Genomic DNA, 21,395 nt, shown 5'->3' on the forward strand with positions numbered 1-21,395 from the left:
CGTTACTCTTCAAAAAACAATTGGGGAAATTGCTGCTTCGGTTTCCGTTTCAATAGTGAAATATAGTAAGTGGAGGTCAGAAACGCTAGACCATATCCAAAAAACTGAACAAATACGGCAGGCAGCACCAAAACGCCTACGGAAACACTACGGTTTTGAAATGTCGCATCCAAAAACAAGAGCAAAAGGTATAGGCCTATCGGGACTAAAAATAAGGGATTAACAAATATTCCGAATGCCAGTGATAAAAGGGTGAACAATACAAAGGCTGAGGGAAACCAAAATGTTATTCGTTTGGTATTAGGATGCCATGAATTTAGGATAGGACGTACCAATCCGAATTTTTTAACTTGTGTAAAGAACTTTTCAAACGAAATCCTTCTTTTATGATATACGTATGCATTTGGGATAAAAGCTGTCTTAAAACCAGCTTTTCGAATGCGTTGTGAAAGATCAGGGTCTTCCCCTGGATGTATGGTGGCAAAGCCTTGTGTACGTTCAAATGCCTGTTTGGAAATACCCATATTAAAACTTCTGGGTTCAAACTTCGTAGAGTCGCTCCCACGTAATCCTCCGGTAGTCCAAAAAGAAGTCATTACATAATTGATAGCCTTCTGTACATTCGTAAAACTTTGGTGTGCGGCATCGGCACCACCGAAACAATCTACGGTCGTTTCCGTTAGGAAGGCATCTACAGTTTTAAGATAATGGCTAGGCAGTAAACAATCGGAATCAAAAATGATAAAGTAGTCGCCTTTGGCTTGTTTCATACCAAAATTCCGAGAATCGCCGGGACCTGAATTTTCCTTGAAAAAATACCGCAATGGAAGTTTATCATTAAAGTTTTCAATGATGGCTTTGCAGGGGATGTTAGATCCATCTTCTATAATAAGTATTTCGAAGACTGAAACAGGCTCCATAGAAGTGAAACTATGAAGCAACTCCTGGATTTCCTCAGGGCGATTGTAAACGGGAATGATAAAGGAGTAGAACCGTGGATGCATTCCACAAAAATAGAAAATAAAAAAAGCCATCCCTTTATTTTGGGATGGCTTTCTTTCAAGCTAATCAAGAAGATTATTTCTTGATCAGTTTGTAACTTCCAATTTCACCATTTACAGTTACTTTCATAACGTAAGTTCCTGTGCTTAGTGCTGAAATATTAAGTTCTGAAGTAGTAGCCTCGAAAGACTGCTCCATTACTTTCTGACCTAGCATGTTGTAAATTGAAACATTTTCAATTACATCAAGTGCACGCATGGATAGCAAGTCCTCTGCAGGGTTTGGATAATAGCTAAATCCTTCGATGCTATTTTCCTCTATATCCAAGAAGTTTCCATCGATATTGATATCGGTGATAGCTCCTGTATTCAATACGAACACATAGTACGCCTGACCAGCCTCTGCATTAATCGTTGCAGATGTTCCAGGAACACACTGGTTCGTGTTCTGTGGTACTAATGTAAGATCTGTTTCAGTAGCGTTTTCGTCTGGAGCGAAGTAGAACGTTACAGCGCTAGCGCCACCTGGAGTAGCAATACTTGCGGTAACATCGCCATCGCCAGGCGCTACGAAGTTATACCATACACCGTTCGCACCGTTTAGGCTACATCCAGCTGGGTTACCATCTTCGGTAGTTGCAGCAGGCATAGGAACAGCAGGATCTGTGTAAGGGAATCCAGCTTCATCAACATCGATAGAGTTCACGATCATATCGTTTGGTGGTGGTACTGGCGCACAATCTACATTTAGAGAGAAGTTTCCAGTGGCACCGCCAAATCCATGAACTAGGATATAATAGGTTGTGTTTCCATCTCCAGAGAAAGTAACTTCAGACTGAAGACCACAGGTATCATCATTATCCGTTTCACAAACCAATGCTCCACATTCACCTGTATAAACGGTCAACTTAGAGTCATAGTCTGTTCCACCATCACAAAGAGATACAGTATAGTCTGTTTGAAGACCACTTGTGTCTTCAAATACATACCAAAGACCTGGCGCCGTGATAGTAGTAGCACATTCTGGTGCATCCGCGTCAAAAGTAGCATCATCTGTATTACCGGTAATGGTTTCACCACAAGCAATTGGAAGTGCTCCATCACAGAAATCGTTCTCGATTGGATCTTCACACGTTACATCTAATGTGAAGTTACCCGAACCTGATCCAAATCCTTCAATCATGATATAATAGGTTGACGTACCGTCAGAAATGAATTCTAATTCAGACTGAACTCCACAAGAGTCATCATTTACTGCAATTTCATTTGACAAATCACAGTCGTCGAATACTCTAATTAGGGAGTCATAGTCTGTAGAACCGTCACAAAGTGAAAGCGTTACGATTTGAATCTCTCCATCACCTGTAAAGGTGAAGAATTCGTCTGGCGCAGCATTTCCACCGCTATCGGTATCATCTGCTGTTGAGCCACTAAAGCTATCGCCACAAGAAATTGCATAGGCACTTCCACAATCGTCGTTTGGTGGAATTGCGTCGCAAGTACCATCAAAAGAATAAACACTTTCCAAAGCCGGATCTACAACGAAACCGCCACCTAATCCATCATCATAGGCTTCTCCGTTTCCGTTGATGGAAGCTGTACTATTTTCCCAGAAGCAGTTCAGACCATCCGAAGCGGATACAGATAATCCAATCCAATAAGTTGTATCGCTAAATACATTTCCACTTAATTCAAAATCGGTAATATCCAATACAACTTCAGAAACATCAAAACCAAAGTTGCTACCTATTACACTTTGAGAAGCAGGTACAACACCTAGTTCAGAAGTGATTTCTGCACCTGGGGCACCACCATCATCAGCATAGATAAATACATCTACCGTAGCGGCAGTAGCACCTGGACTCATAAATTCGTTAAAGGTTATCGTTTCTAGCGTGAAGTTTTCTCCAGTTGGCACCAACACGTCGGCAGCAACAATTCGTGCCCCAGTTGCCTGGTTTGCATCGTTACTCTTACCATTTTCGAAACCATTGCTAGGATTAGCTTGTGCACAAGCACCTGAAGAAGTTCCTTCTACCACGTTAACCGTATATTCTTCGACTTGGCCAAAGCTTGTTCCGGAACATGGATCCAAGAAATCGGAAACACCGAAAATCTTTTTAACACGCATTCTGGTTTCACCCAATAGAGCATCAACCGGAACATCAATAGTTCCTAAAGCCTGTTGACCATCGGTTCCATCTGAATTAGTGATAGTGTTATCCATTTCATACACTTCACCAGCATCATCTAGAATTTCATTTTGGTTCCAGTCGATGAAAACTACAAAACGATTTTCGAAATTACCGACAGTATTTCCTTCCAACGCGATTGGATAGCTTCCTTCTTGTGCCATTTCAGCAGTTATGGAAAGAAAGTCTTCATGAGCCGGAGTAGCGTTAGGCGTTGGGTCGGATGGATTGCTTATATCGGCTACCTCCACAAGAGAGATTGGCTCTACACCTGATGGGAAATCAAGCGGTCCGCAATACGGTGCTGGGAATACCGGTGGTGGTCCCGCATCGATAATTTCTACTTCCCATCCTAAACGATTTACTACCGCAGATGCATTAAATTCAAAGGTTAAGTTACCTGAGCTTCCAACAAAAGAAGCCGAACCATTGGAAGCGATCATATCCGCTAGAGTATTATCTCCTTCATTAGCTCCATCTGTAGCATTATCATATAGAATTGTTCCCGAAGTATCGGCACCATCATAAATTTTCAACCAATCGAAGGTGGCGAAAATGTTCATGTCCAAAAATTCAATCTCGGTAACACCGGCTAGGGTAGTAAGGGTTACACAACCACAGTTTGGATAATTCCCTGGATCACCGTCGGTACCAGTACCTCCTGGCCCTCCCGGATCAAAAAAGAAGTCACCAACAGCTGGTGTAAACGTTTCAGTTGCTCCCGCAGTTGGGATAATATCTGCCAAGACATCGCGATTCTGAGCGGCCAATGCTTGAGAAACAGCTCCCGAATGTTGTTCGTGAAGCGCTTGAGCATCGGCATCAAGTTCGGCTTGAATAGCCGCTGGATCCTGACTTTGACGTGCAGCCCCATCATAATAAACAGGACTGTTTTCACCTAGTTCTTTAACAGTATGATGCTGGGCGTACCCAATTGCAACAGACAGAAAAAAGAACAGAAATGTAATTTTTTTCATAAGGTTAATTAGAATTTAGTTAATACAACCTTAAAAATATTCAAAAAAAACCCTAATTACAAAAGATTTCGACAACCTTATCACATTTTACGTTCAAAATTCTCAAAACCCTAACAAAAAAGGGACATCAATCACGATGTCCCTCGGTATCTAAAAAAGATGTAATTTACTCATCCATAAACGTTTCCATAACCGCATCGCTTACACCCATGTTCGAAAAACCACCGTCGTTATATAAATTTTGTAGTGTTACTCTTTTTGTAAGGTCGCTAAACAACGAAATCGTGTAATTAGCGCAATCCATTGCAGTAGCATTTCCAAGTGGCGACATTTTATCGGCATAGGCAATAAAACCATCAAACCCCTTCACCCCTTGACCAGCCGTCGTAGGTGTTGGTGATTGTGAAATGGTATTAACCCGGACGTTCTTATCTTTTCCGAAGAAATAACCAAAGCTTCTGGCAATCGATTCTAAATATGCCTTATTATCGGCCATGTCGTTGTAATCCGGAAATACACGCTGTGCCGCCATATAGGTTAAGGCTACGATACTCCCCCATTCGTTCATAGCATCTTCCTTATACAGTACCTGCATGGTTTTATGGAATGAAAGTGCGGAAACATCCCATCCTTTGTGGGTCCAATCATAATTCTGCTCCGTATAGTGCTTGCCCTTACGAACATTAACAGACATTCCGATAGAATGCAACACGAAATCCAATTTCCCACCCAATATCTCTTGCGCTTTTGAAACGAGGTTTTGAAGATCTTCAAGATTCGTAGCATCAGCGGGGATAATTTCTGAATTGGTTTTTTCGGCTAACTCCTTAATCTGTCCCATACGCATAGCAATAGGTGCATTTGTTAATACAAACTCCCCTCCTTCTTCATGCACGCGTTCTGCCGTTTTCCAAGCAATGGAGTTTTCGTCCAAGGCTCCGAAAATGATTCCTTTTTTCCCTTTCAATAAATTATAAGCCATAGTAATTGGTTGTTTTATGTGAAGTTATCTGTTGGTTCACGCACAATGGCGCTTCACAAAGATACATTAATTCAATAATTCACGTGCATGGGCCACGGCCGATTCGGAAACCTGCTCGCCACCGATCATCTGTGCAATCTCGGTAATTCTTTCCTCCGGAGAAAGTACTTTTAAGCGCGTTACCGTTCCTGAAGCTTCATCGGTTTTGTACACCTTTATATGTTGTTGTCCTTTTGAAGCTATCTGAGGAAGATGTGTGATACTCATCAACTGCATTCCGCTGGCCATATTTTCCATGATACCCGCCATCTTTTGCGCAATTTCACCTGAAACACCCGTATCGATTTCATCAAAAATAAGTGTAGGTAAGGTCTTATAATCCGCTAATGTTGCTTTGACGGCTAGCATAATTCTGCTCATTTCTCCTCCTGAAGCCACCTTCTTTATATCGCCCGGTGCCGATCCCTTGTTCGCTGAAAATCGAACCGATAAGCGATCCATTCCTTTGGAACGCAATGTTTTTTCCTTTTGAAGATCGAAAGCCAATTGCGCATTTGGCAGGCCTAAACTCTGTAATATTTGCTCGAGCTGCTGTATTACTTTAGGAATAATTGAACTCCTATTTTTATGAAGCGTATCGGCCAGTCCTTCTGCTTCTGTAGCTAACGTTTGTACAGTTTTATCCAACCTCTCTAGCTTCTCATCCATCGAATGACTTTCCGATACCTTATCGCGCAATTCATCGCGCAACACAATCAATTCGGATACGGACCCGACGATATGTTTTTTTGTAAGTGCATGTAGCTGTTGTAGCTGCTCATTAACAAGCTGTAAACGTTGCGGATCTGCTGTAGTATCCTCTGCCAACTGCTCCATTTCTGCAGCTACATCGTCAATTTCAATAATGACACTCTGCAATCGTTCCCATAAAGCCTCATTCTTCTTGGAAAAGCCTTTTACGCGCGCCAAAAGGTTACGCGATTCCTTTGCAGTTTCTAACGTCCCAATGTTTTCTTCGGAAAGCAATTTAAACGCTGCGGAAAGGGTTTCCTGTATTTCTTCGGCATTCGCTAAGGTTTCCTGTTCTTCCTCTAGCGCTTCTTCATCGATTTCCTCTAAGGCTATCGCTTCTAGTTCCGACAGTAAAAAAGCATTGTAGTCCTGTTGTTTCAAGGCTTCATCTCTTTTACTTCGCAAAGTCTCTAGTGCTTCCGATGCCTTCTTCAACTGTTTGTGCGTAACCTGATAGTCCCGAAGCACTTGCTTGTTCTTCGCTAAAGTGTCTACAATTTCAAGTTGAAAATCCTCGGAGGTAATCGATAAAGCTTCGTGCTGACTGTGTATATCGACAAGGTATTCACTTATGGCCTGCAACTGATTTAGCGTAACAGGCGTATCGTTTACAAATGCTCTTGACTTTCCACTGGGAAGAATTTCCCTACGAATAATCGTTTGCGGATCGTAGTCTAAATCGTTGGCTTCAAAAATATCCTTTAAGCTATATCGAGCAATATCGAAATGGGCTTCGATAATACTTTTGGTTGAAGTATCCTTCACGCTATCTAAATCGGCCCTCTTCCCTAACAATAAGGAAAGTGCCCCCAATAAAATCGATTTCCCCGCTCCCGTTTCACCTGTAATAATGGTCAGACCAGGGTTGAAATCGACCGCTACCGAATCGATCAAGGCATAATTTTGAATGCTCAGATGGGTAATCACGTATTGGACATTTAGGCTTCATAACTGTTCAAGACAGTCACGAGAATTTGCTCATAAAAATAAGTAGTTTTTATGTAGCAACAAGAAGAAAGAGTAGGGATTTAGAATTGAATTTCAGCCCAGTTACTTCGCTTGGTTGGCGCCATTCGATTTAAATTTTCGACCAATTTTACGATATCCACACTCGGACCTCCGCTAAAAACACGTTGTATTTCCTCAGCTTTTGCATCGAAAAAGGTTCGAAGTAAAAAAGAATTCGGCCGACGATCGTTAATCTTCTTAAGCGTATTTAAGGACGCAGATACTTTTTTCTTTCCCTCTTTTGGATCCTGATGCATTTCATCTAGCCCCAAACGGTGGTACTCGTACATTGCGGTATGAAATTCTTTATACACATTGCTTAGCAAGGCGTCGTTATATCGAAAACGCGACTGACTTCCATCGGTTGCTTGCCATCCAGCGTAATTACTGCCGGCAGCGGTATTTACGATTTGCTTTGCGGTTTGAAAGTATGGCATCCCCCCATCTCGTTCAAACGTATCGGCATCCAGTCCGATAATTATATAAGCGTGATACGCCAATACGGAAATCAAGTTCGAACTGAATTGGTTGGGATTGAAGTTCAAGGGTTGAAATTCCTTATATTCAAAGTTGAATTGGCGATCGTTATAATTATAAATAGGAGCATCGTAGGTCGAGCCAAAAACCGGTCTCGAGGCCTGTATCTGAAGCGTAGCCGTAAAGGAATCCGAATCGAAGCCCGTTACTACAATAACCAAATTACAATCGATGCGTTCTTGTTGCTTATAAACACGGTCGGTCCATTTGGTATTATTCATAAACTCGGTGACCTGTTGCTGAAGAGTTCTGAAGACTTGTAAGTTGGGCTGTCCTGTCTGTTCGGCATCAATCGTTACGGAACAATTCAACTCTTGGGCTGAAACGCCCGTAATTCCTATTACTATAAAAAATATCGCAAAAAATTTACGCATGGGTCTGTTGTATAATGTATTCTAAAATATCCTGAGCCACTTCGCTCTTAGGTTTAACACCAAAAGCGGTTACTTTATTGTGGCTATCGATTAAGGTAATCTTATTCGTGTCCTTTTTAAAGCCAGCGCCTTCGTCGTTCAGCGAATTTAACACAATTAAATCCAAATTCTTTTTCTCAAGCTTTCTTTTTGCATTTTCCAACTCGTTTTCGGTTTCCATGGCGAAACCAACAAGGTATTGATTTTCCTCTTTTTGTGCTCCCATGGTTCCAAGAATATCTTGGGTGCGCTCGAGCACGAGTGTCAGATCACCTTCCTTTTTCTTCATTTTTTGGGTTGAAGTGTTTTTCGGTCGATAATCGGCTACCGCAGCACTAAAAATAGCAATATCGCTATTGCTGAAACGAGCTTCCACCGCTTCAAACATTTCCTTTGCTGAAGTTATTTGAACGATTTCAACTTTATCATGAGCTAATTGAAGGTATGTCGGACCGGAAACGAGCGTAACGCTTGCTCCTAAATCGGCCGCTTTTTCTGCAATGGCAAACCCCATTTTCCCACTGGAATGATTCCCTATAAATCGAACAGGGTCGATAGCCTCATAGGTTGGGCCTGCTGTTACTAAAACCTTTTTTCCCTTTAACGGAAGGTTTTTTTCTAGTTCCTCCTTAAGGAATGAAACGATGTTTTCGGGTTCTGCCATTCTTCCCTTCCCTAAAAGACCGCTCGCCAATTCGCCATCCTCCGCAGGAATTTGAAGAACTCCGTATTCTTTTAGTGTATTGAAATTGTTTTTAGTTGAAGGGTGCTTGTACATATCCAAATCCATTGCCGGCGCATAAAACACTGGGCATTTGGCTGAAAGATAGGTAGCAAGCAATAAGTTGTCGGCGGTGCCATTGGCCATTTTCGAAAGCGTGTTCGCTGTGGCCGGAGCGATAATAAACAAATCAGCCCAAAGTCCCAATGCTACATGATTGGTCCATTGGGCGTTTTCATCTTCTTCATCTACCAGCGAAGAATGTACATCATTCTTGGAAACGGTAGAGAGGGTTAATGGAGTCACGAAGTCTTTTGCTGAAGGTGTCATGACGACCTTAACTTCAGCCCCTTCCTTCACCAATAGGCGCACTAGGAAAGGAATTTTATACGCGGCAATACCGGCAGTAATACCGAGTAGGACCTTTTTTCCGCGTAAAACCGACATGACTTATCCCTTAATTTCTTCGTCCCTGGTATTGCGATAATAGATCTTATCGTTCAACCATTCCTCGATAGCGAGGGCATGAGGCTTTGGTAAGCGCTCATAGAATTTAGACACTTCGATTTGCTCCTTGTTCTCGAAAATCTCTTCCAAGCTATCGTTGTAGGTCGCAAATTCATCTAATTTCTCCAATAACTCCTTTTTGATATCGGAATTAATCTGTGTGGCTCTTTTCGAAATGATGGAAATAGCCTCATAGATATTATCCGTTGGCGCATCGATTTTATTCTTATCGATGGTCGTAGTGGTAATAGGAGCTTCAGAGTTCTTTACATCTATCATAAGTTCAACTTTTATTTACGGTTCAATTTCTTCTACGGTACCCAAACGAACGTCAATATCCTGTGCAATTTCATCGGCCTCTGCACGCATGGAACCAGATTCATAATATTTTAAATAATTTTGATAATATTCCTTCGCCGTCTGCAACCGTTCATCTACCAACTGTGGTAAACTACGAATTGCCAAATTATAGGCGGCTTTCAATCTTCCCAAATAGGCTTCTTCACGAAAATCGCTACCGGGATGATCTTGAATAAAATTATCGTATGCTTCAATTGCTGGTCGGAAATCACCGATATAGTCAGCAATCCGTAGATGCTGATTGGCAATTTCAATATCTTTCTTCTCTAACTTGGTGCGAAGCTCGTCTACCATTTCATTGGCGCGCTGCCGCTTATCAGACTCAGGATATTTATTGATATAGCCTTGTAGACGTTCGAGCGCCGTGTAAGTATCCTCTTGATCTAGTGAAAAACGAGGAGAAAGCTCGTAATAACTTCTTGCCGAACGGTAGGCTGCAACCTCAACACTATCGCTGCTGGGGTAGGATTCCTCGAAACGCTCAAACTGATATCCAGATAGGTAATAATCGCCCATCTGATAAAACGTATTCGCGTACATAAACATCAAACGTTCCGCCTGAGGTTTTCCGCGATACACTGGCACAATCTGCTCGAATAATCGAAGTGCCTTTTTATGTTTTCCAAGTTTGTATAGGCTATCGGCTACTTTATATTTCCGACCCGAATCGTCCGAACTCAGCACGCGTTGGTACTCGCTACAGGAGCTTAGGGTGATACAAAAAAGTAAGATAGCTAGGATTGCTCTCATGGCGTTATAAAACATCGTGCAAAAGTAGTGAATTATACGTGATTATAAAAACTTTTTAAACCGTCTGGTAGTGTACAAACGACGACTCTTTTCAGCTATTGTTACCAAGCCTCAATAAAAGCTGATATTTTTGATTCCAGTTTAGGGGAAGCTTTTACTAAAGGTAGGCGTACCGTATCGCCGCAAATACCTCTTTTTTTGAAGACCGATTTAATACCGGCTGGGTTTCCCTCTTCAAAAATATAATCGATTGCGGGCGCTATTCTATGGTGAATTTCGTAGGCTTCGTCTACCTTCCGATCGAGTCCTAAACGAACCATTTTGGAAAAATCTTCTGGAAAGCCTTCTCCAATCACCGAAATAACACCAGCTCCTCCAGCCAAGACCATAGGTAAGGTAATCATATCATCACCTGAAATAACCAAGAAATCATCTGGCGTTCCCGCAATCATTTGCATAGCCTGAACGATATTTCCTGCCGCTTCTTTGATTCCAATAATGCTTTCAAAATCATTCGCCAATCGAATGACGGTCTCGGGCAGCATATTACTTGCCGTTCTACCGGGAACATTATATAAGATGATTGGCTTAGGTGCCATTTGGGCAATAGCCGCAAAATGCTGGTAAATGCCTTCTTGGGTAGGTTTGTTATACATAGGAGAAACCGAAAGGATAGCGGTAAACGCGCTCAGGTCGCGAGTGTTCATTTCGGCCATCACAGCTTTCGTATCATTCCCGCCGATTCCCAATACCAATGGAAGTGCACCATCGTTTTCGGCGACTATGGTATCGATGACCAATTGCTTTTCTTCTTTTGAAAGCGTCGCACTTTCAGCAGTGGTTCCCAACACCACCAAATAATCGATGCCGTTATCGATTTGATAACGAACAACGCGTTTCAAACCCTCCACATCTACCGAAAAATCTTCCTTAAATGGCGTAATTAATGCTACTCCCGTTCCTGTTAATTCTTTCATCATCATTTTTTTCCTATCGGTTACAAGCCGATGTTATGTTGTTACGGAGGTTTGGGCTTCAATCTTACCCAATACCTCTAGATATTTTTTTAGTTCTTTCTTGAATTCGTTGAAATCGTTTGGCGCCATTCCTAATACCAAATCAAACAACCGATCGTCGGCTCCCGAAAAGCCAACCTTGAACTTGGCTTCACTTTCTGAAACCAACAAATCCATATAGACGTTTTCTTCAGCATAGAATCCCACCAACACATCGAACCTTCGATTCAGGAATTCTGCGGCATTCTGATTGTGCAAATCGCCTTTCCAAGTGAAGTGCTTGTTGTTCACCTGATTCTGACGAAGCGAAGGTTGCTTCTTCTTCACCTCCAAGAAAGAAAACACCGAAACATCGTTCGGATGTATGTGAAAATAACCCGCCAAATCGTACAGCTTCTCAAAATCCTGAAGCAATCTTTCATCTACCACAAAACCAAGGGTTTTCATGGGAGCGTTCACTTCGGAACGATCTCTCTTTCCTAAGTTTCGATCGATGTGTTTGCGCAGGGCTCGGCGTTTTAATTTTTCAAACATTTCATCCGTAGGTTGCGTTGCAAAAATACCAAATTAGAATGGTAGTAAAGCATTGATGTTAGTCAATCATCCCTAAAAAATCCTGTTCCGAAATAATCGGAACACCAAGATTTTCAGCTTTAGTACGCTTACTCGGCCCCATGTTTTCACCTGCCACCAAATAATCCGTATTTCCCGAAACACCGCTGGAGACTTTCCCTCCGTTGTCCTCGATCAGTTTTTTGAGTTCATTCCGCGAAACGCTTGTAAAAACTCCGGACACAACAAATTTCTTACCTTGAAGGATATCGGTCTGATTCGCCAATTTCTCGGCAGAGATTTCCAGTTGAACACCGAACTGCTTCAGTCGTTGAACGATTTCCCGATTTTTTTCAGAATCGAAAAAGGCCACTACACTTTCGGCGATGCGCTCACCGATTTCATCGACGGCCACCAATGTTTCGGCATCGGCCTGCGACAATGCTTCAATACTTTTGAATTCCTTGGCTAACTTCTTGGCGACGGTTTCACCCACATATCGGATCCCCAAGGCAAACAACACGCGCTCGAAAGGAATTTGTTTGGAAGCCTCGATACCATTGATCAAATTTTCGGCACTCTTCTCGGCCATCCGTTCCAACGGCAACACATCTTCCTTGGTCAGTTCATATAAGTCGGCATAATTGGCTATAAGATTATTATTCACCAATAAAGCAACCGTTTCGCCACCCAAGCCTTCAATATCCATCGCTTTGCGCGAGATATAATGCTGAATGCGTCCGATAATCTGTGGCGGACAGCCTTGTGCATTCGGACAGTAATGTAACGCTTCACCTTCGGCACGAACCAACTCGGTATCGCATTCGGGACAGGTTTCAATATATGTTGTGGCGTTGCTGTCCGGATCGCGTTGGGTGAAATCGACGCCGATGATCTTTGGAATGATTTCACCTCCTTTTTCAACAAAGACAGTATCGCCTTCGCGAATATCCAGTTTGGCTATCTGATCGGCGTTATGAAGCGAAGCCCGCTTCACAATAGTTCCCGCCAATTCGACCGGCTCTAAGTTTGCTACAGGTGTTATGGCACCCGTTCTTCCCACCTGGTAGGTGATGGTGTGCAAAACAGTAGTCGCTTGTTCCGCCTTGAATTTATAGGCCATTGCCCAACGAGGGGCTTTGGCTGTATACCCTAATTCCTCTTGCTGTTGAAGATTGTTCACCTTTATTACCACACCGTCGGTTTCATAAGGCAAGTCGTGACGATGTACATCCCAATAATTCACGAATGCCAGTACCTCATCGATATTTTTGGCAAGTTTGTACACTTCAGGCACTTTAAAACCCCAATCATGCGCTTTTTGTAAGCCTTCATATTGCGTTGAAAACGGCAAGTCTTCACCTTTAATACTATAGAGTAAACAATCCAACGGACGTTTCGCCACTTCGGCACTATCCTGAAGCTTGAGGCTTCCCGAAGCCGTGTTTCTTGGATTTCGATAGGGCTCCTCTCCTGCTTCCAAGCGTTCTGCATTCATTTGGGCAAAGCCTTCGAAAGGAAGGACGATTTCACCACGAATCTCAAAGCGCTCTGGATAATCTCCTTTAAGGTGAAGCGGCACCGAACGAATGGTTTTCACATTGGTCGTCACATCATCGCCCTTAAACCCATCACCACGCGTAACGGCACGCACCAACTTTCCCTTTTCATAGGTAAGGCTCATGGAAGCACCATCGTACTTTAATTCACAAGTATATTCTACAGTACCATCCACCAATTTTTTGATACGTTTTTCCCAACTCTCCAAATCTTCCTTGGAGTAACTGTTATCCAAAGAATACATCCGATAGGTATGGGCAACGGTCTCGAAATTTTTGGTCACTTCCCCTCCTACCCGTTGGGTAGGTGAATTCGGATCGAAAAATTCTGGATTTTCGTCTTCCAACTGTTGTAATTCCTTCAACAATTGGTCGAAATCGTAATCGGAAATCACGGGTTTATCCAGTACGTAGTAATTGTAATTATGCTCGCGGAGTTGGTCGCGAAGGCTATGGATGCGTTCTTCGGTGGTCATTCCACAAATATAGTAGACCCGCAGTGTTTATAAAATACCGCGGGTCTAATTGTTGAAAGATTTTTTATTTGAAACGAATATTAAACGTTTAATCGTTCAATGCCTCTAAAATGCTTTGTGCTAAGACAGTTCGGCCATAATCGGATGTCAAGAAATTTCTGTCGGCTTCATTTGTCAGAAAACCCATTTCTAAAAACAGGGCGGGACAAGAAGTGTTTTTCAGCAAATAGAAATTTGCGGTTTTGATGGGCTTTACATCACCATGTTTCGCTAGCGCTTTCCCTAATTGCTCAGCCTTCGAATGAGAAGCCGTGTAACGATTGGCATCCTTTGGAAGGTACATTTCGAAACCCTTCTCGACTTCATTATCACTGCTGTTGACATGCAATGAAAGCATTACATCGGGATTTTCCTTATTGATGAAATCTATACGTTCCTCCAATGTTACAAAGCTATCTGATGAACGAGTGAAGCGCAGCGCTATTCCAGATTCTTCTGCTAGTTCCCGAAGTTTGGTAGCTAGACTTAGTACGACCTCCTTTTCTGAAATACCATTTACAACGACACCTTTATCATGACCACCGTGACCGAGGTCGATTACGATTTTCTTGGTTGGTTTTGGAGTGAAGGAAACAACTAGGAATAAAATTGCTACTAAAAATACGCTGAAGACTTTTCTCATTTTGGTTTTAATTATGGGTTACCTAAACCAAAACGATATTAGTAGCACTTTATTCTATGCGCGCTCTTCCGTCAGCCAATGTGGAAGTCGCGGTGGCTTAAAATCGTCCATTTTTTGAAGCAGCCCGTCGACGGTCGTATCCACCAGCAACAAATTGTAGTTATCCATGGAAAGAAAGCCTTTTCGGACCATATTTTCGAGCAGTTGCAAAAGACTGTCATAGAAACCATTCACATTTAATAATGCGATTGGTTTTTGGTGGAGGCCAAGTTGCAGCCAAGTGATAATTTCAAATAATTCCTCTAGGGTTCCCATTCCTCCCGGCAAAGCAATAAATCCATCGCTTTCTTCCTGCATCTTCAGCTTGCGCTCGTGCATATTATCGGTAGTGATCAATTTGGTTAGTCCGAGATGCACCACTTCCTTTTTCTTCAAAAAGTTTGGAATAATACCGATAACGTTTCCCTTTGCGTTCAATACGGCTTCAGCAACCGTTCCCATAACGCCTATTTTGGCGGCGCCGTAGACCAATGTTATATTTCTTTCCGCCAGTTTTTCACCTAATTCTTGGGCTGCTTTGGTTATGGCTTCATCGTTTCCGTCGCTACTTCCGCAGAATACGCAGATTTTTTCAATTTTTTTCATGGTCGGTTGGCTTTTAGCATTCGGAAGCGGTCTCTAAAATCCTTTTGCAAGGTAATGTTGGCATAGCCTTCGGTTTCTAGCAATGCTTTCATTTCTTCACTAAGATACTCATTAATCTCGAAGAAAAGGGTGCCGCTAGGCTTTAAGTACTGTCTTCCAATTCGCGTAATTGTCCGATAGAACACCAGAGGATCGTCGTCTGAAACGTATAAGGCTGAATCCGGCTCATAATCCAAAACGTTTTTATCCATCTGTTCCTTTTCAGAATTCCGGACGTAGGGCGGATTCGAAACGATACAGTCGAAGGTTTCTGATACCTGATTGTTTTCTAGAATATTTTGGTGAAAGAAGGTAACCGCAACCTCATTTTGCGCTGCATTCTTTTTTGCTAGGTGAAGGGCTTCTTCGGAAACATCCAAGGCTGAAACGGATGCCTTTGGTAAATTTTTCGCTAAAGCGATAGCAATACAGCCTGTTCCGGTGCCAATGTCGAGAATATTGAAGGACTCTTTTTTGTCTTTTAGCTCAGCAATTATCCAATCCACCAGTTCTTCGGTTTCGGGACGTGGAATCAAGGTGTGTTCGTTTACCTGAAACGGTAGTCCGTAGAACTCGGTTTCCCCTATGATGTATTGAACAGGTTCCTGCTGCTTCAACCGATGGATGGCATCTTCAAATGCTTCGCGTTCAGCAACGGAAAGGATTCGCTTTGGGTGCAGCGATACTTCAATTGGGGTAAGCTCTAAAATAGCTTCACATAAAATTCGAAAGATACTCTGCAGCTCCTCTTCGGGATAGGTTTCGGATATCTGTGCTTGATATTTCTTTTTGAGTTCAAGTACGGTCATGACTACAGTTGTAACAACATCTGGACTTGGCAGGCGTGGTGACCGGTATTTCCCATCGGTCCATCCAAGTATTCAAATCCGTTCTTTGCGTATAGCTTTTGGGCGGCGGTCATATTTGGCATTGTTTCCAGATAACACTTTTCGTAGCCCAACTCGCGCGCTTTCACCAAACACCGCTTAATCATGGTCGTTCCAATCCCTCGGTTTCGTGCCTCCGGTAAGTAGTACATCTTTTGAAGTTCGCAGGTATTTTCATCGCCACCAGCCAAAGGCGCAATTCCGGCACCGCCAATGATTTTTCCGTTTTCTTCGACTACAAAATATACAGCCCTTTCTGTCGAATAGGCGTCGTAAAGATTTTCGAGGGAGGTATCAGCATAGGCGGTTCCCTCTTTGGGCGCATCGAACGACTCAAGTACAGTTCGAATGACGGCTGCCATAGGTGTATTATCTTTTTCTTCAATCGGTCGGATAATGGGGGGTTGCATTTGTTCTATTCTCGTATTTTTGCGGATGTGAAGGTACAAGAAAAATTTATGTCGCGCTGCATTCAACTGGCCAAAAACGGGCTCGGAACCACCTATCCGAATCCCATGGTTGGCAGTGTTATCGTTCATAATGAAACTATTATCGGGGAAGGTTGGCACCGAAAAGCAGGTGAACCACACGCCGAAGTGAATGCCATTCGCTCGGTTTCAGATGAAGCACTCCTTTCGGAAGCTACGATATACGTCAGTTTGGAGCCTTGCAGTCATTTTGGCAAGACCCCTCCCTGTAGCGACCTGATTATTTCAAAAGGGATCACAAAAATAGTGATTGGCAGTACCGATCCGAATCCGCAAGTAGCAGGCCGAGGCATCAAAAAACTGATGGAAGCCGGTTGTGAAGTTGTCGTAGGAGTGTTGGAGGAAGAATGCTTCGATTTAAACAGACGCTTCTTTACCTTTCACACCAAAAAGAGACCTTATATAGTATTGAAATGGGCGCAAACCCAAAACGGTTTTATCGCTCCCGAGAAAAGTGTCCGAGAAGGTACTGAACCGTATTGGATTACCGGCTCTCAAGCTAGACAATGGGTTCACAAACAACGAGCGGAGGAACAGGCTATTTTGGTGGGTACACAAACCGTATTGGACGACAATCCTAGCTTAACGGTACGCGATTGGAAAGGAACTTCCCCCTTACGAGTAATACTAGACAGAACCCTTCGTATACCTGAAGATTTCAACATCTTTAAAAATGGAAAAACGCTTGTGTTAACAGAGGTAGAAAAGGCATCGACTGAAACTATCGCATACGAAAAAATCGATTTTTCAAAGGCTTTTGTGAATCAAGTATGTGAAGTGTTGCACCAGCGAGATATTCAGAGCCTGATTGTTGAAGGTGGTCGACACACCCTTCAAACCTTTTTGGATGAAGGGATGTGGGATGAAGCCTATGTGTTTATCGGAAATAGCACTTTTGAAGGCGGCGTGAAAGCACCAGAATGGAAAGGCAGTCTTCACTCAAAAAAACATTTAGAAAACGATTTGCTGTTGCATATAAAAAATAACGCGCATTGATATATCTGGCTCTTAGCGTTCTCGCTTCCACCTTAATATTCGTAGCTTTTAAGTTGTTCGATCGCTTTAAGATCAATACGCTGCATGCCATCATCGTAAACTATGTAGTGGCCTGTGCTAGCGGCCTTATCGCTTATAAGGGCAATGTTGAGATAAGCGCGTTGCCCAGCTACGAATGGTTTTATTACACCTTGGGATTGGGAGCGTTGTTTATCATCATTTTCAACCTAATGGCTATTACGACCCAACGAAGCGGTTTATCGGTGGTGTCGGTGGCAACAAAGATGAGTGTGGTAATTCCCATTCTCTTCGGACTCCTGTACTATAAAGATAGCGCAGGTTTTTTTAAGATTTTGGGGATTGTTCTTGCATTAATCGCTGTTTACCTCGCGAGTATTAAAACGAAGCGCGGGATCAAGGTACAACCTAAGAATCTTGTTTTTCCCATTTTGGTCTTTCTCGGAAGCGGGATAATCGACACCAGCATTAAGTATTTGGAAGATAGCTATGTGGCGAAGAATGATGTACCGCTATTTTCAGCCACTATATTTGCTGCAGCATTTTTAGTAGGATTCAGTATTATAATCGGACAACTTGTGAAAGGTACGTTTCAGTTTCAATTGAAGTCGATAGTAGGGGGAATTGCCTTAGGAATTCCGAATTATTTTTCCATTTATTTTATCGTGCAAGCGCTACGAAGTGGAATTTTAGATAGCTCTGGAATCTTTACAGTGAACAATGTCGCCATCGTAATGCTTTCAACCTTATTGGGCATCACCTTATTTAAAGAAAAGCTACTACGAAAGAATTGGATCGGAATCGTGTTGGCGGTCATCAGTATCTTTTTGGTCGCTGTGGCGAAGTGGTGAATAGGTTTTTAGGATGTAGGATGTAGCCCGCCCATACCGAACGCGAATGTTATTGTAGTCGTAGGTACGTTCGGGCGGGGCTGTAGGCTAAAAAGATATAAGAATTAGTATGCTCTCATAATTCTTAATTCTCTGCTACTTTGCTCCTTTGCCACTTTGAAGACACAGTGAATTACTAATGACCAACGACCAACGACCAACGACTAATGACTAATGACTAATGACTAATGACTAATAAAGACACCTATAAAACCCTTACCAAGCCTTCCGAAGAAGTTCTCTTTAAAGATCGGGGCAGTAAGTTCTTTGGGTATGCTTTTCCAGTGAAAAATGAAGCTGAGATTGAAGATCACATCGCTACGTTGAAGTCGCAACACCACAAAGCACGCCATTGGTGTTATGCTTGGCAGTTGGGAAAGGAATATGACCGATTTCGTGCCAACGACGATGGAGAACCCAGCAACAGTGCTGGGATGCCTATTTATGGTCAATTGCAATCTTTTGATGTGACCAACACCTTGGTTGTAGTGGTTCGGTATTTCGGTGGAACAAAATTAGGGGTTGGCGGCTTGATACAAGCGTATAAGACTGCTGCGCAAATGGCGCTGGAGAAATCGAAGCTTGTCACCCGCACAATCGACGAGGAGTTTTTGGTCACTTGCGACTATCCAGAAATGAACACCGTCATGCGCATTATTAAGGAAGAAGAACTGGAGGTACTCCACCAAGAATTACATTTGGACTGCCAGTTCACGCTTTCGGTTCGAAAACGTGATGCCGATCGTATTTTTGAAATTTTCGACAACACTTATAAGATTACCATCAAAAATCTTTCGGAAGAGGATGCTTAATCGGATAATTTTTCTAACAAATAATCCGGTGCCTTTCGAAGTTTGTTTGTTTTCATATTAACAAAAACCAACGTGGTTTCGGCGCTTACCAATAATTCCCCTTGTTCGTTATGAATTTCATAATAGAATTCAATTTTAACCGTCGGTGTTTCCTTTAGGGTTGTGGTTACAGTTATCAGGTCATCATATCGCGCTGGTTTCTTATACGATATCTCAAGATGCGTAACGGGTAATTGCACATCGTGTTCTTCCATCCATCGGTACGAAAAGCCCAGTTCGCGGAGCCATTCGGTTCTTCCTTGTTCTAAATAAAGAGGATAATTTCCATAATACACTACTCCCATCTGATCGGTTTCGGCATAGCGTACTCGAATATTTGTTTCGGTTTTTTTCAAAAGAATCTGAGTATAAAATGAACTTTTTTCGTAGTTTTATCGTTATAGCAGTATGAGGAAAAAAAACTAAAAATTCAATACCCTTCGGATTTTTTTTTTCATTTTTTTGTTCACATATTTGCAGTGTTAAGAAAGTGTTAGGGATCGCTCCTAATCCCAGTCTCTTAGCCACCCTATTTTAATACTAACTAATAAGCGCAACCCACCATTATGAGCAAAACTGCGGAATCGGTTTGGAACAATTGTTTGTCCTTTATTGAAGATAATATTACTTCTCAGGCCTACAAAACTTGGTTCGAACCAATTAAGGCAGTAAAGCTCACCGATAATGCGTTGAGCATTCAAGTTCCCAGTAAATTTTTCTACGAATGGCTAGAGGAACATTACGTAAAATTATTGAAGGTTGCCTTAACGAAGGAACTCGGAAAAACGGCAAGATTGGTGTACATCATTAAGATGGAGAATACCTATGGCAATAAGCAACCGTTTACCGAAAAAATCCCTAGTGCGAATCGCAGCAACATGCAATCGCAGGAAGTGGATGTTCCGTTAAAAAATAAAAGTCCAGAACTAAAGAATCCATTTGTCATTCCAGGCATTCGAAATGTAAAAATCGAATCGCAACTGAACCCTTCCTATAATTTTGATAATTTCTTGGAAGGTGAAAGCAATCGCTTGGCGCGATCGGCAGGAATGGCAGTAGCGAACAAACCTGGAGGCACCTCTTTCAACCCACTATTGATTTTTGGTGGCGTCGGATTAGGCAAAACCCATTTGGCTCATGCTATTGGGGTTGAAATAAAGGATAAGTATCCTGAAAAGACGGTGCTGTATATCTCTGCGGAAAAGTTCACCCAACAATATATAGAGTCGGTTAAGAAGAACAATCGAAACGATTTTATCCATTTCTATCAAATTATCGATGTGTTGATCGTAGATGATATCCAGTTGCTTTCAGGGAAGGCAGGTACACAGGATGTATTTTTCCACATTTTCAACCACCTTCACCAAAATGGAAAGCAGGTTATTTTGACGAGCGATAAGGCTCCGGTCGATATGATCGATATCGAACAGCGATTGTTGTCTCGTTTTAAGTGGGGGCTTTCAGCAGAGCTGAACCATCCTGACTATGATACTCGGGTCGCGATCATCAACAACAAGCTGTATCGCGATGGGGTTGAAATGCCAGAGGATATTATCGAATTCTTGGCGAATAACATCAAAACCAATATCCGCGAATTGGAAGGTGCGATCATTTCACTCATCGCCCATTCCTCTTTCAACAAAAAGGATATTACCATCGACCTCGCCAAAAAGATTGTCGATAATTATGTGAAGCATACCAAACGTGAAGTATCGATCGACTATATCCAAAAAGTGGTCAGTGAATACTTTCAAATGGATGTGGATACCCTTCAGTCCAAAACACGGAAGCGTCATATTGTACAGGCACGTCAGTTAGCGATGTTCTTTGCGAAGAAATTCACCAAGGCTTCCTTGGCTTCCATCGGTTCGCAAATCGGTCAGCGGGATCATGCTACCGTATTGCACGCTTGCAAAACGGTCGATAACCTTTCCAGCACCGACAAACAGTTTCGTAAATATGTAGAGGATCTGAACAAGAAACTTACCCTATAAACTTGGCCACATTATATTTTAACATCCTCCTAACCCTTACTGCTAGGGCTTTTCCATAATTT

The 21,395-nt window shown here is 42.4% G+C and carries 20 protein-coding genes; 4 read left to right on the forward strand and 16 right to left on the reverse strand.

Annotated features, from left to right (window positions below):
* Nucleotides 1-2: 2 nt before the first annotated feature.
* The 15 genes from I4Q58_RS01535 to I4Q58_RS01605 all read right to left on the reverse strand — a co-directional run bounded on the left by I4Q58_RS01535 (nt 3) and on the right by I4Q58_RS01605 (nt 16,506).
* Nucleotides 3-1,034 carry a glycosyltransferase gene (locus I4Q58_RS01535; protein WP_236002794.1) on the reverse strand — a complete coding sequence of 344 codons (1,032 nt, stop codon included), beginning with the start codon at nt 1,032-1,034 and terminating at the stop codon, nt 3-5.
* Nucleotides 1,035-1,077: 43 nt separating this feature from the next.
* A complete protein-coding gene (locus I4Q58_RS01540; RefSeq protein WP_203293031.1) occupies nt 1,078-4,170 on the reverse strand; it encodes a GEVED domain-containing protein in 3,093 nt (1,030 codons plus the stop codon).
* 166 nt (nt 4,171-4,336) lie between these two features.
* Nucleotides 4,337-5,152: an enoyl-ACP reductase FabI gene (locus I4Q58_RS01545; RefSeq protein WP_203293033.1), complete on the reverse strand. Its 816-nt coding sequence runs from the start codon at nt 5,150-5,152 to the stop codon at nt 4,337-4,339.
* A gap of 66 nt (nt 5,153-5,218) precedes the next feature.
* Nucleotides 5,219-6,871, reverse strand: a complete 1,653-nt coding sequence (gene recN / locus I4Q58_RS01550) for a DNA repair protein RecN (RefSeq protein WP_203293035.1) — start codon at nt 6,869-6,871, stop codon at nt 5,219-5,221.
* Nucleotides 6,872-6,972: 101 nt separating this feature from the next.
* On the reverse strand, nt 6,973-7,863 hold the full coding sequence (gene porD / locus I4Q58_RS01555) for a type IX secretion system protein PorD (protein WP_203293037.1): 891 nt from the start codon (nt 7,861-7,863) through the stop codon (nt 6,973-6,975).
* A complete protein-coding gene (coaBC, locus tag I4Q58_RS01560) occupies nt 7,856-9,070 on the reverse strand; it encodes a bifunctional phosphopantothenoylcysteine decarboxylase/phosphopantothenate--cysteine ligase CoaBC (protein WP_203293039.1) in 1,215 nt (404 codons plus the stop codon). The genes porD and coaBC overlap by 8 nt, the downstream gene beginning before the upstream one ends.
* 3 nt (nt 9,071-9,073) lie before the next feature.
* Nucleotides 9,074-9,409, reverse strand: a complete 336-nt coding sequence (locus tag I4Q58_RS01565; RefSeq protein ID WP_203293042.1) for a DNA-directed RNA polymerase subunit omega — start codon at nt 9,407-9,409, stop codon at nt 9,074-9,076.
* 15 nt (nt 9,410-9,424) lie between these two features.
* Nucleotides 9,425-10,240, reverse strand: coding sequence for an outer membrane protein assembly factor BamD (locus I4Q58_RS01570; protein WP_236002795.1), 816 nt, complete (start codon nt 10,238-10,240; stop codon nt 9,425-9,427).
* A gap of 101 nt (nt 10,241-10,341) precedes the next feature.
* Nucleotides 10,342-11,217, reverse strand: a complete 876-nt coding sequence (dapA, locus tag I4Q58_RS01575; RefSeq protein ID WP_203294320.1) for a 4-hydroxy-tetrahydrodipicolinate synthase — start codon at nt 11,215-11,217, stop codon at nt 10,342-10,344.
* 33 nt (nt 11,218-11,250) lie between these two features.
* Nucleotides 11,251-11,790 carry a DUF6913 domain-containing protein gene (locus I4Q58_RS01580; RefSeq protein ID WP_203293046.1) on the reverse strand — a complete coding sequence of 180 codons (540 nt, stop codon included), beginning with the start codon at nt 11,788-11,790 and terminating at the stop codon, nt 11,251-11,253.
* Between the two features lie 58 nt (nt 11,791-11,848).
* Nucleotides 11,849-13,843 carry an NAD-dependent DNA ligase LigA gene (gene ligA / locus I4Q58_RS01585; RefSeq protein WP_203293048.1) on the reverse strand — a complete coding sequence of 665 codons (1,995 nt, stop codon included), beginning with the start codon at nt 13,841-13,843 and terminating at the stop codon, nt 11,849-11,851.
* A gap of 88 nt (nt 13,844-13,931) precedes the next feature.
* Nucleotides 13,932-14,525: an N-acetylmuramoyl-L-alanine amidase family protein gene (locus I4Q58_RS01590; protein ID WP_203293050.1), complete on the reverse strand. Its 594-nt coding sequence runs from the start codon at nt 14,523-14,525 to the stop codon at nt 13,932-13,934.
* A gap of 54 nt (nt 14,526-14,579) precedes the next feature.
* Complete coding sequence (locus I4Q58_RS01595) at nt 14,580-15,170, reverse strand: LOG family protein (RefSeq protein WP_203293052.1); 591 nt, start codon at nt 15,168-15,170, stop codon at nt 14,580-14,582.
* Complete coding sequence (prmC, locus tag I4Q58_RS01600; RefSeq protein WP_203293054.1) at nt 15,167-16,018, reverse strand: peptide chain release factor N(5)-glutamine methyltransferase; 852 nt, start codon at nt 16,016-16,018, stop codon at nt 15,167-15,169. Before prmC ends, I4Q58_RS01595 begins: the two co-directional genes overlap by 4 nt.
* A 2-nt stretch (nt 16,019-16,020) precedes the next feature.
* Nucleotides 16,021-16,506 carry a GNAT family N-acetyltransferase gene (locus I4Q58_RS01605; RefSeq protein ID WP_203293056.1) on the reverse strand — a complete coding sequence of 162 codons (486 nt, stop codon included), beginning with the start codon at nt 16,504-16,506 and terminating at the stop codon, nt 16,021-16,023.
* 27 nt (nt 16,507-16,533) lie between these two features.
* Between I4Q58_RS01605 and ribD the strand changes: the two genes are divergently transcribed.
* The 3 genes from ribD to I4Q58_RS01620 all read left to right on the forward strand — a co-directional run bounded on the left by ribD (nt 16,534) and on the right by I4Q58_RS01620 (nt 19,300).
* A complete protein-coding gene (gene ribD, locus I4Q58_RS01610; RefSeq protein WP_317194033.1) occupies nt 16,534-17,580 on the forward strand; it encodes a bifunctional diaminohydroxyphosphoribosylaminopyrimidine deaminase/5-amino-6-(5-phosphoribosylamino)uracil reductase RibD in 1,047 nt (348 codons plus the stop codon).
* On the forward strand, nt 17,577-18,449 hold the full coding sequence (locus tag I4Q58_RS01615; RefSeq protein WP_203293058.1) for an EamA/RhaT family transporter: 873 nt from the start codon (nt 17,577-17,579) through the stop codon (nt 18,447-18,449). Before ribD ends, I4Q58_RS01615 begins: the two co-directional genes overlap by 4 nt.
* A 227-nt stretch (nt 18,450-18,676) precedes the next feature.
* Nucleotides 18,677-19,300, forward strand: a complete 624-nt coding sequence (locus I4Q58_RS01620; RefSeq protein ID WP_203293060.1) for an IMPACT family protein — start codon at nt 18,677-18,679, stop codon at nt 19,298-19,300.
* Here the strand turns inward: I4Q58_RS01620 and I4Q58_RS01625 are convergent.
* Nucleotides 19,297-19,695, reverse strand: coding sequence for an acyl-CoA thioesterase (locus I4Q58_RS01625; protein WP_203293062.1), 399 nt, complete (start codon nt 19,693-19,695; stop codon nt 19,297-19,299). The genes I4Q58_RS01620 and I4Q58_RS01625 overlap by 4 nt on opposite strands.
* Before the next feature lie 210 nt (nt 19,696-19,905).
* Here I4Q58_RS01625 and dnaA point away from each other — a divergent pair, with 210 nt between their 5' ends.
* Nucleotides 19,906-21,333, forward strand: a complete 1,428-nt coding sequence (dnaA, locus tag I4Q58_RS01630) for a chromosomal replication initiator protein DnaA (RefSeq protein WP_203293064.1) — start codon at nt 19,906-19,908, stop codon at nt 21,331-21,333.
* Nucleotides 21,334-21,395: the final 62 nt, after the last annotated feature.

Source organism: Luteirhabdus pelagi (genome assembly GCF_016827595.1).
GTDB lineage: Bacteria > Bacteroidota > Bacteroidia > Flavobacteriales > Flavobacteriaceae > Luteirhabdus > Luteirhabdus pelagi.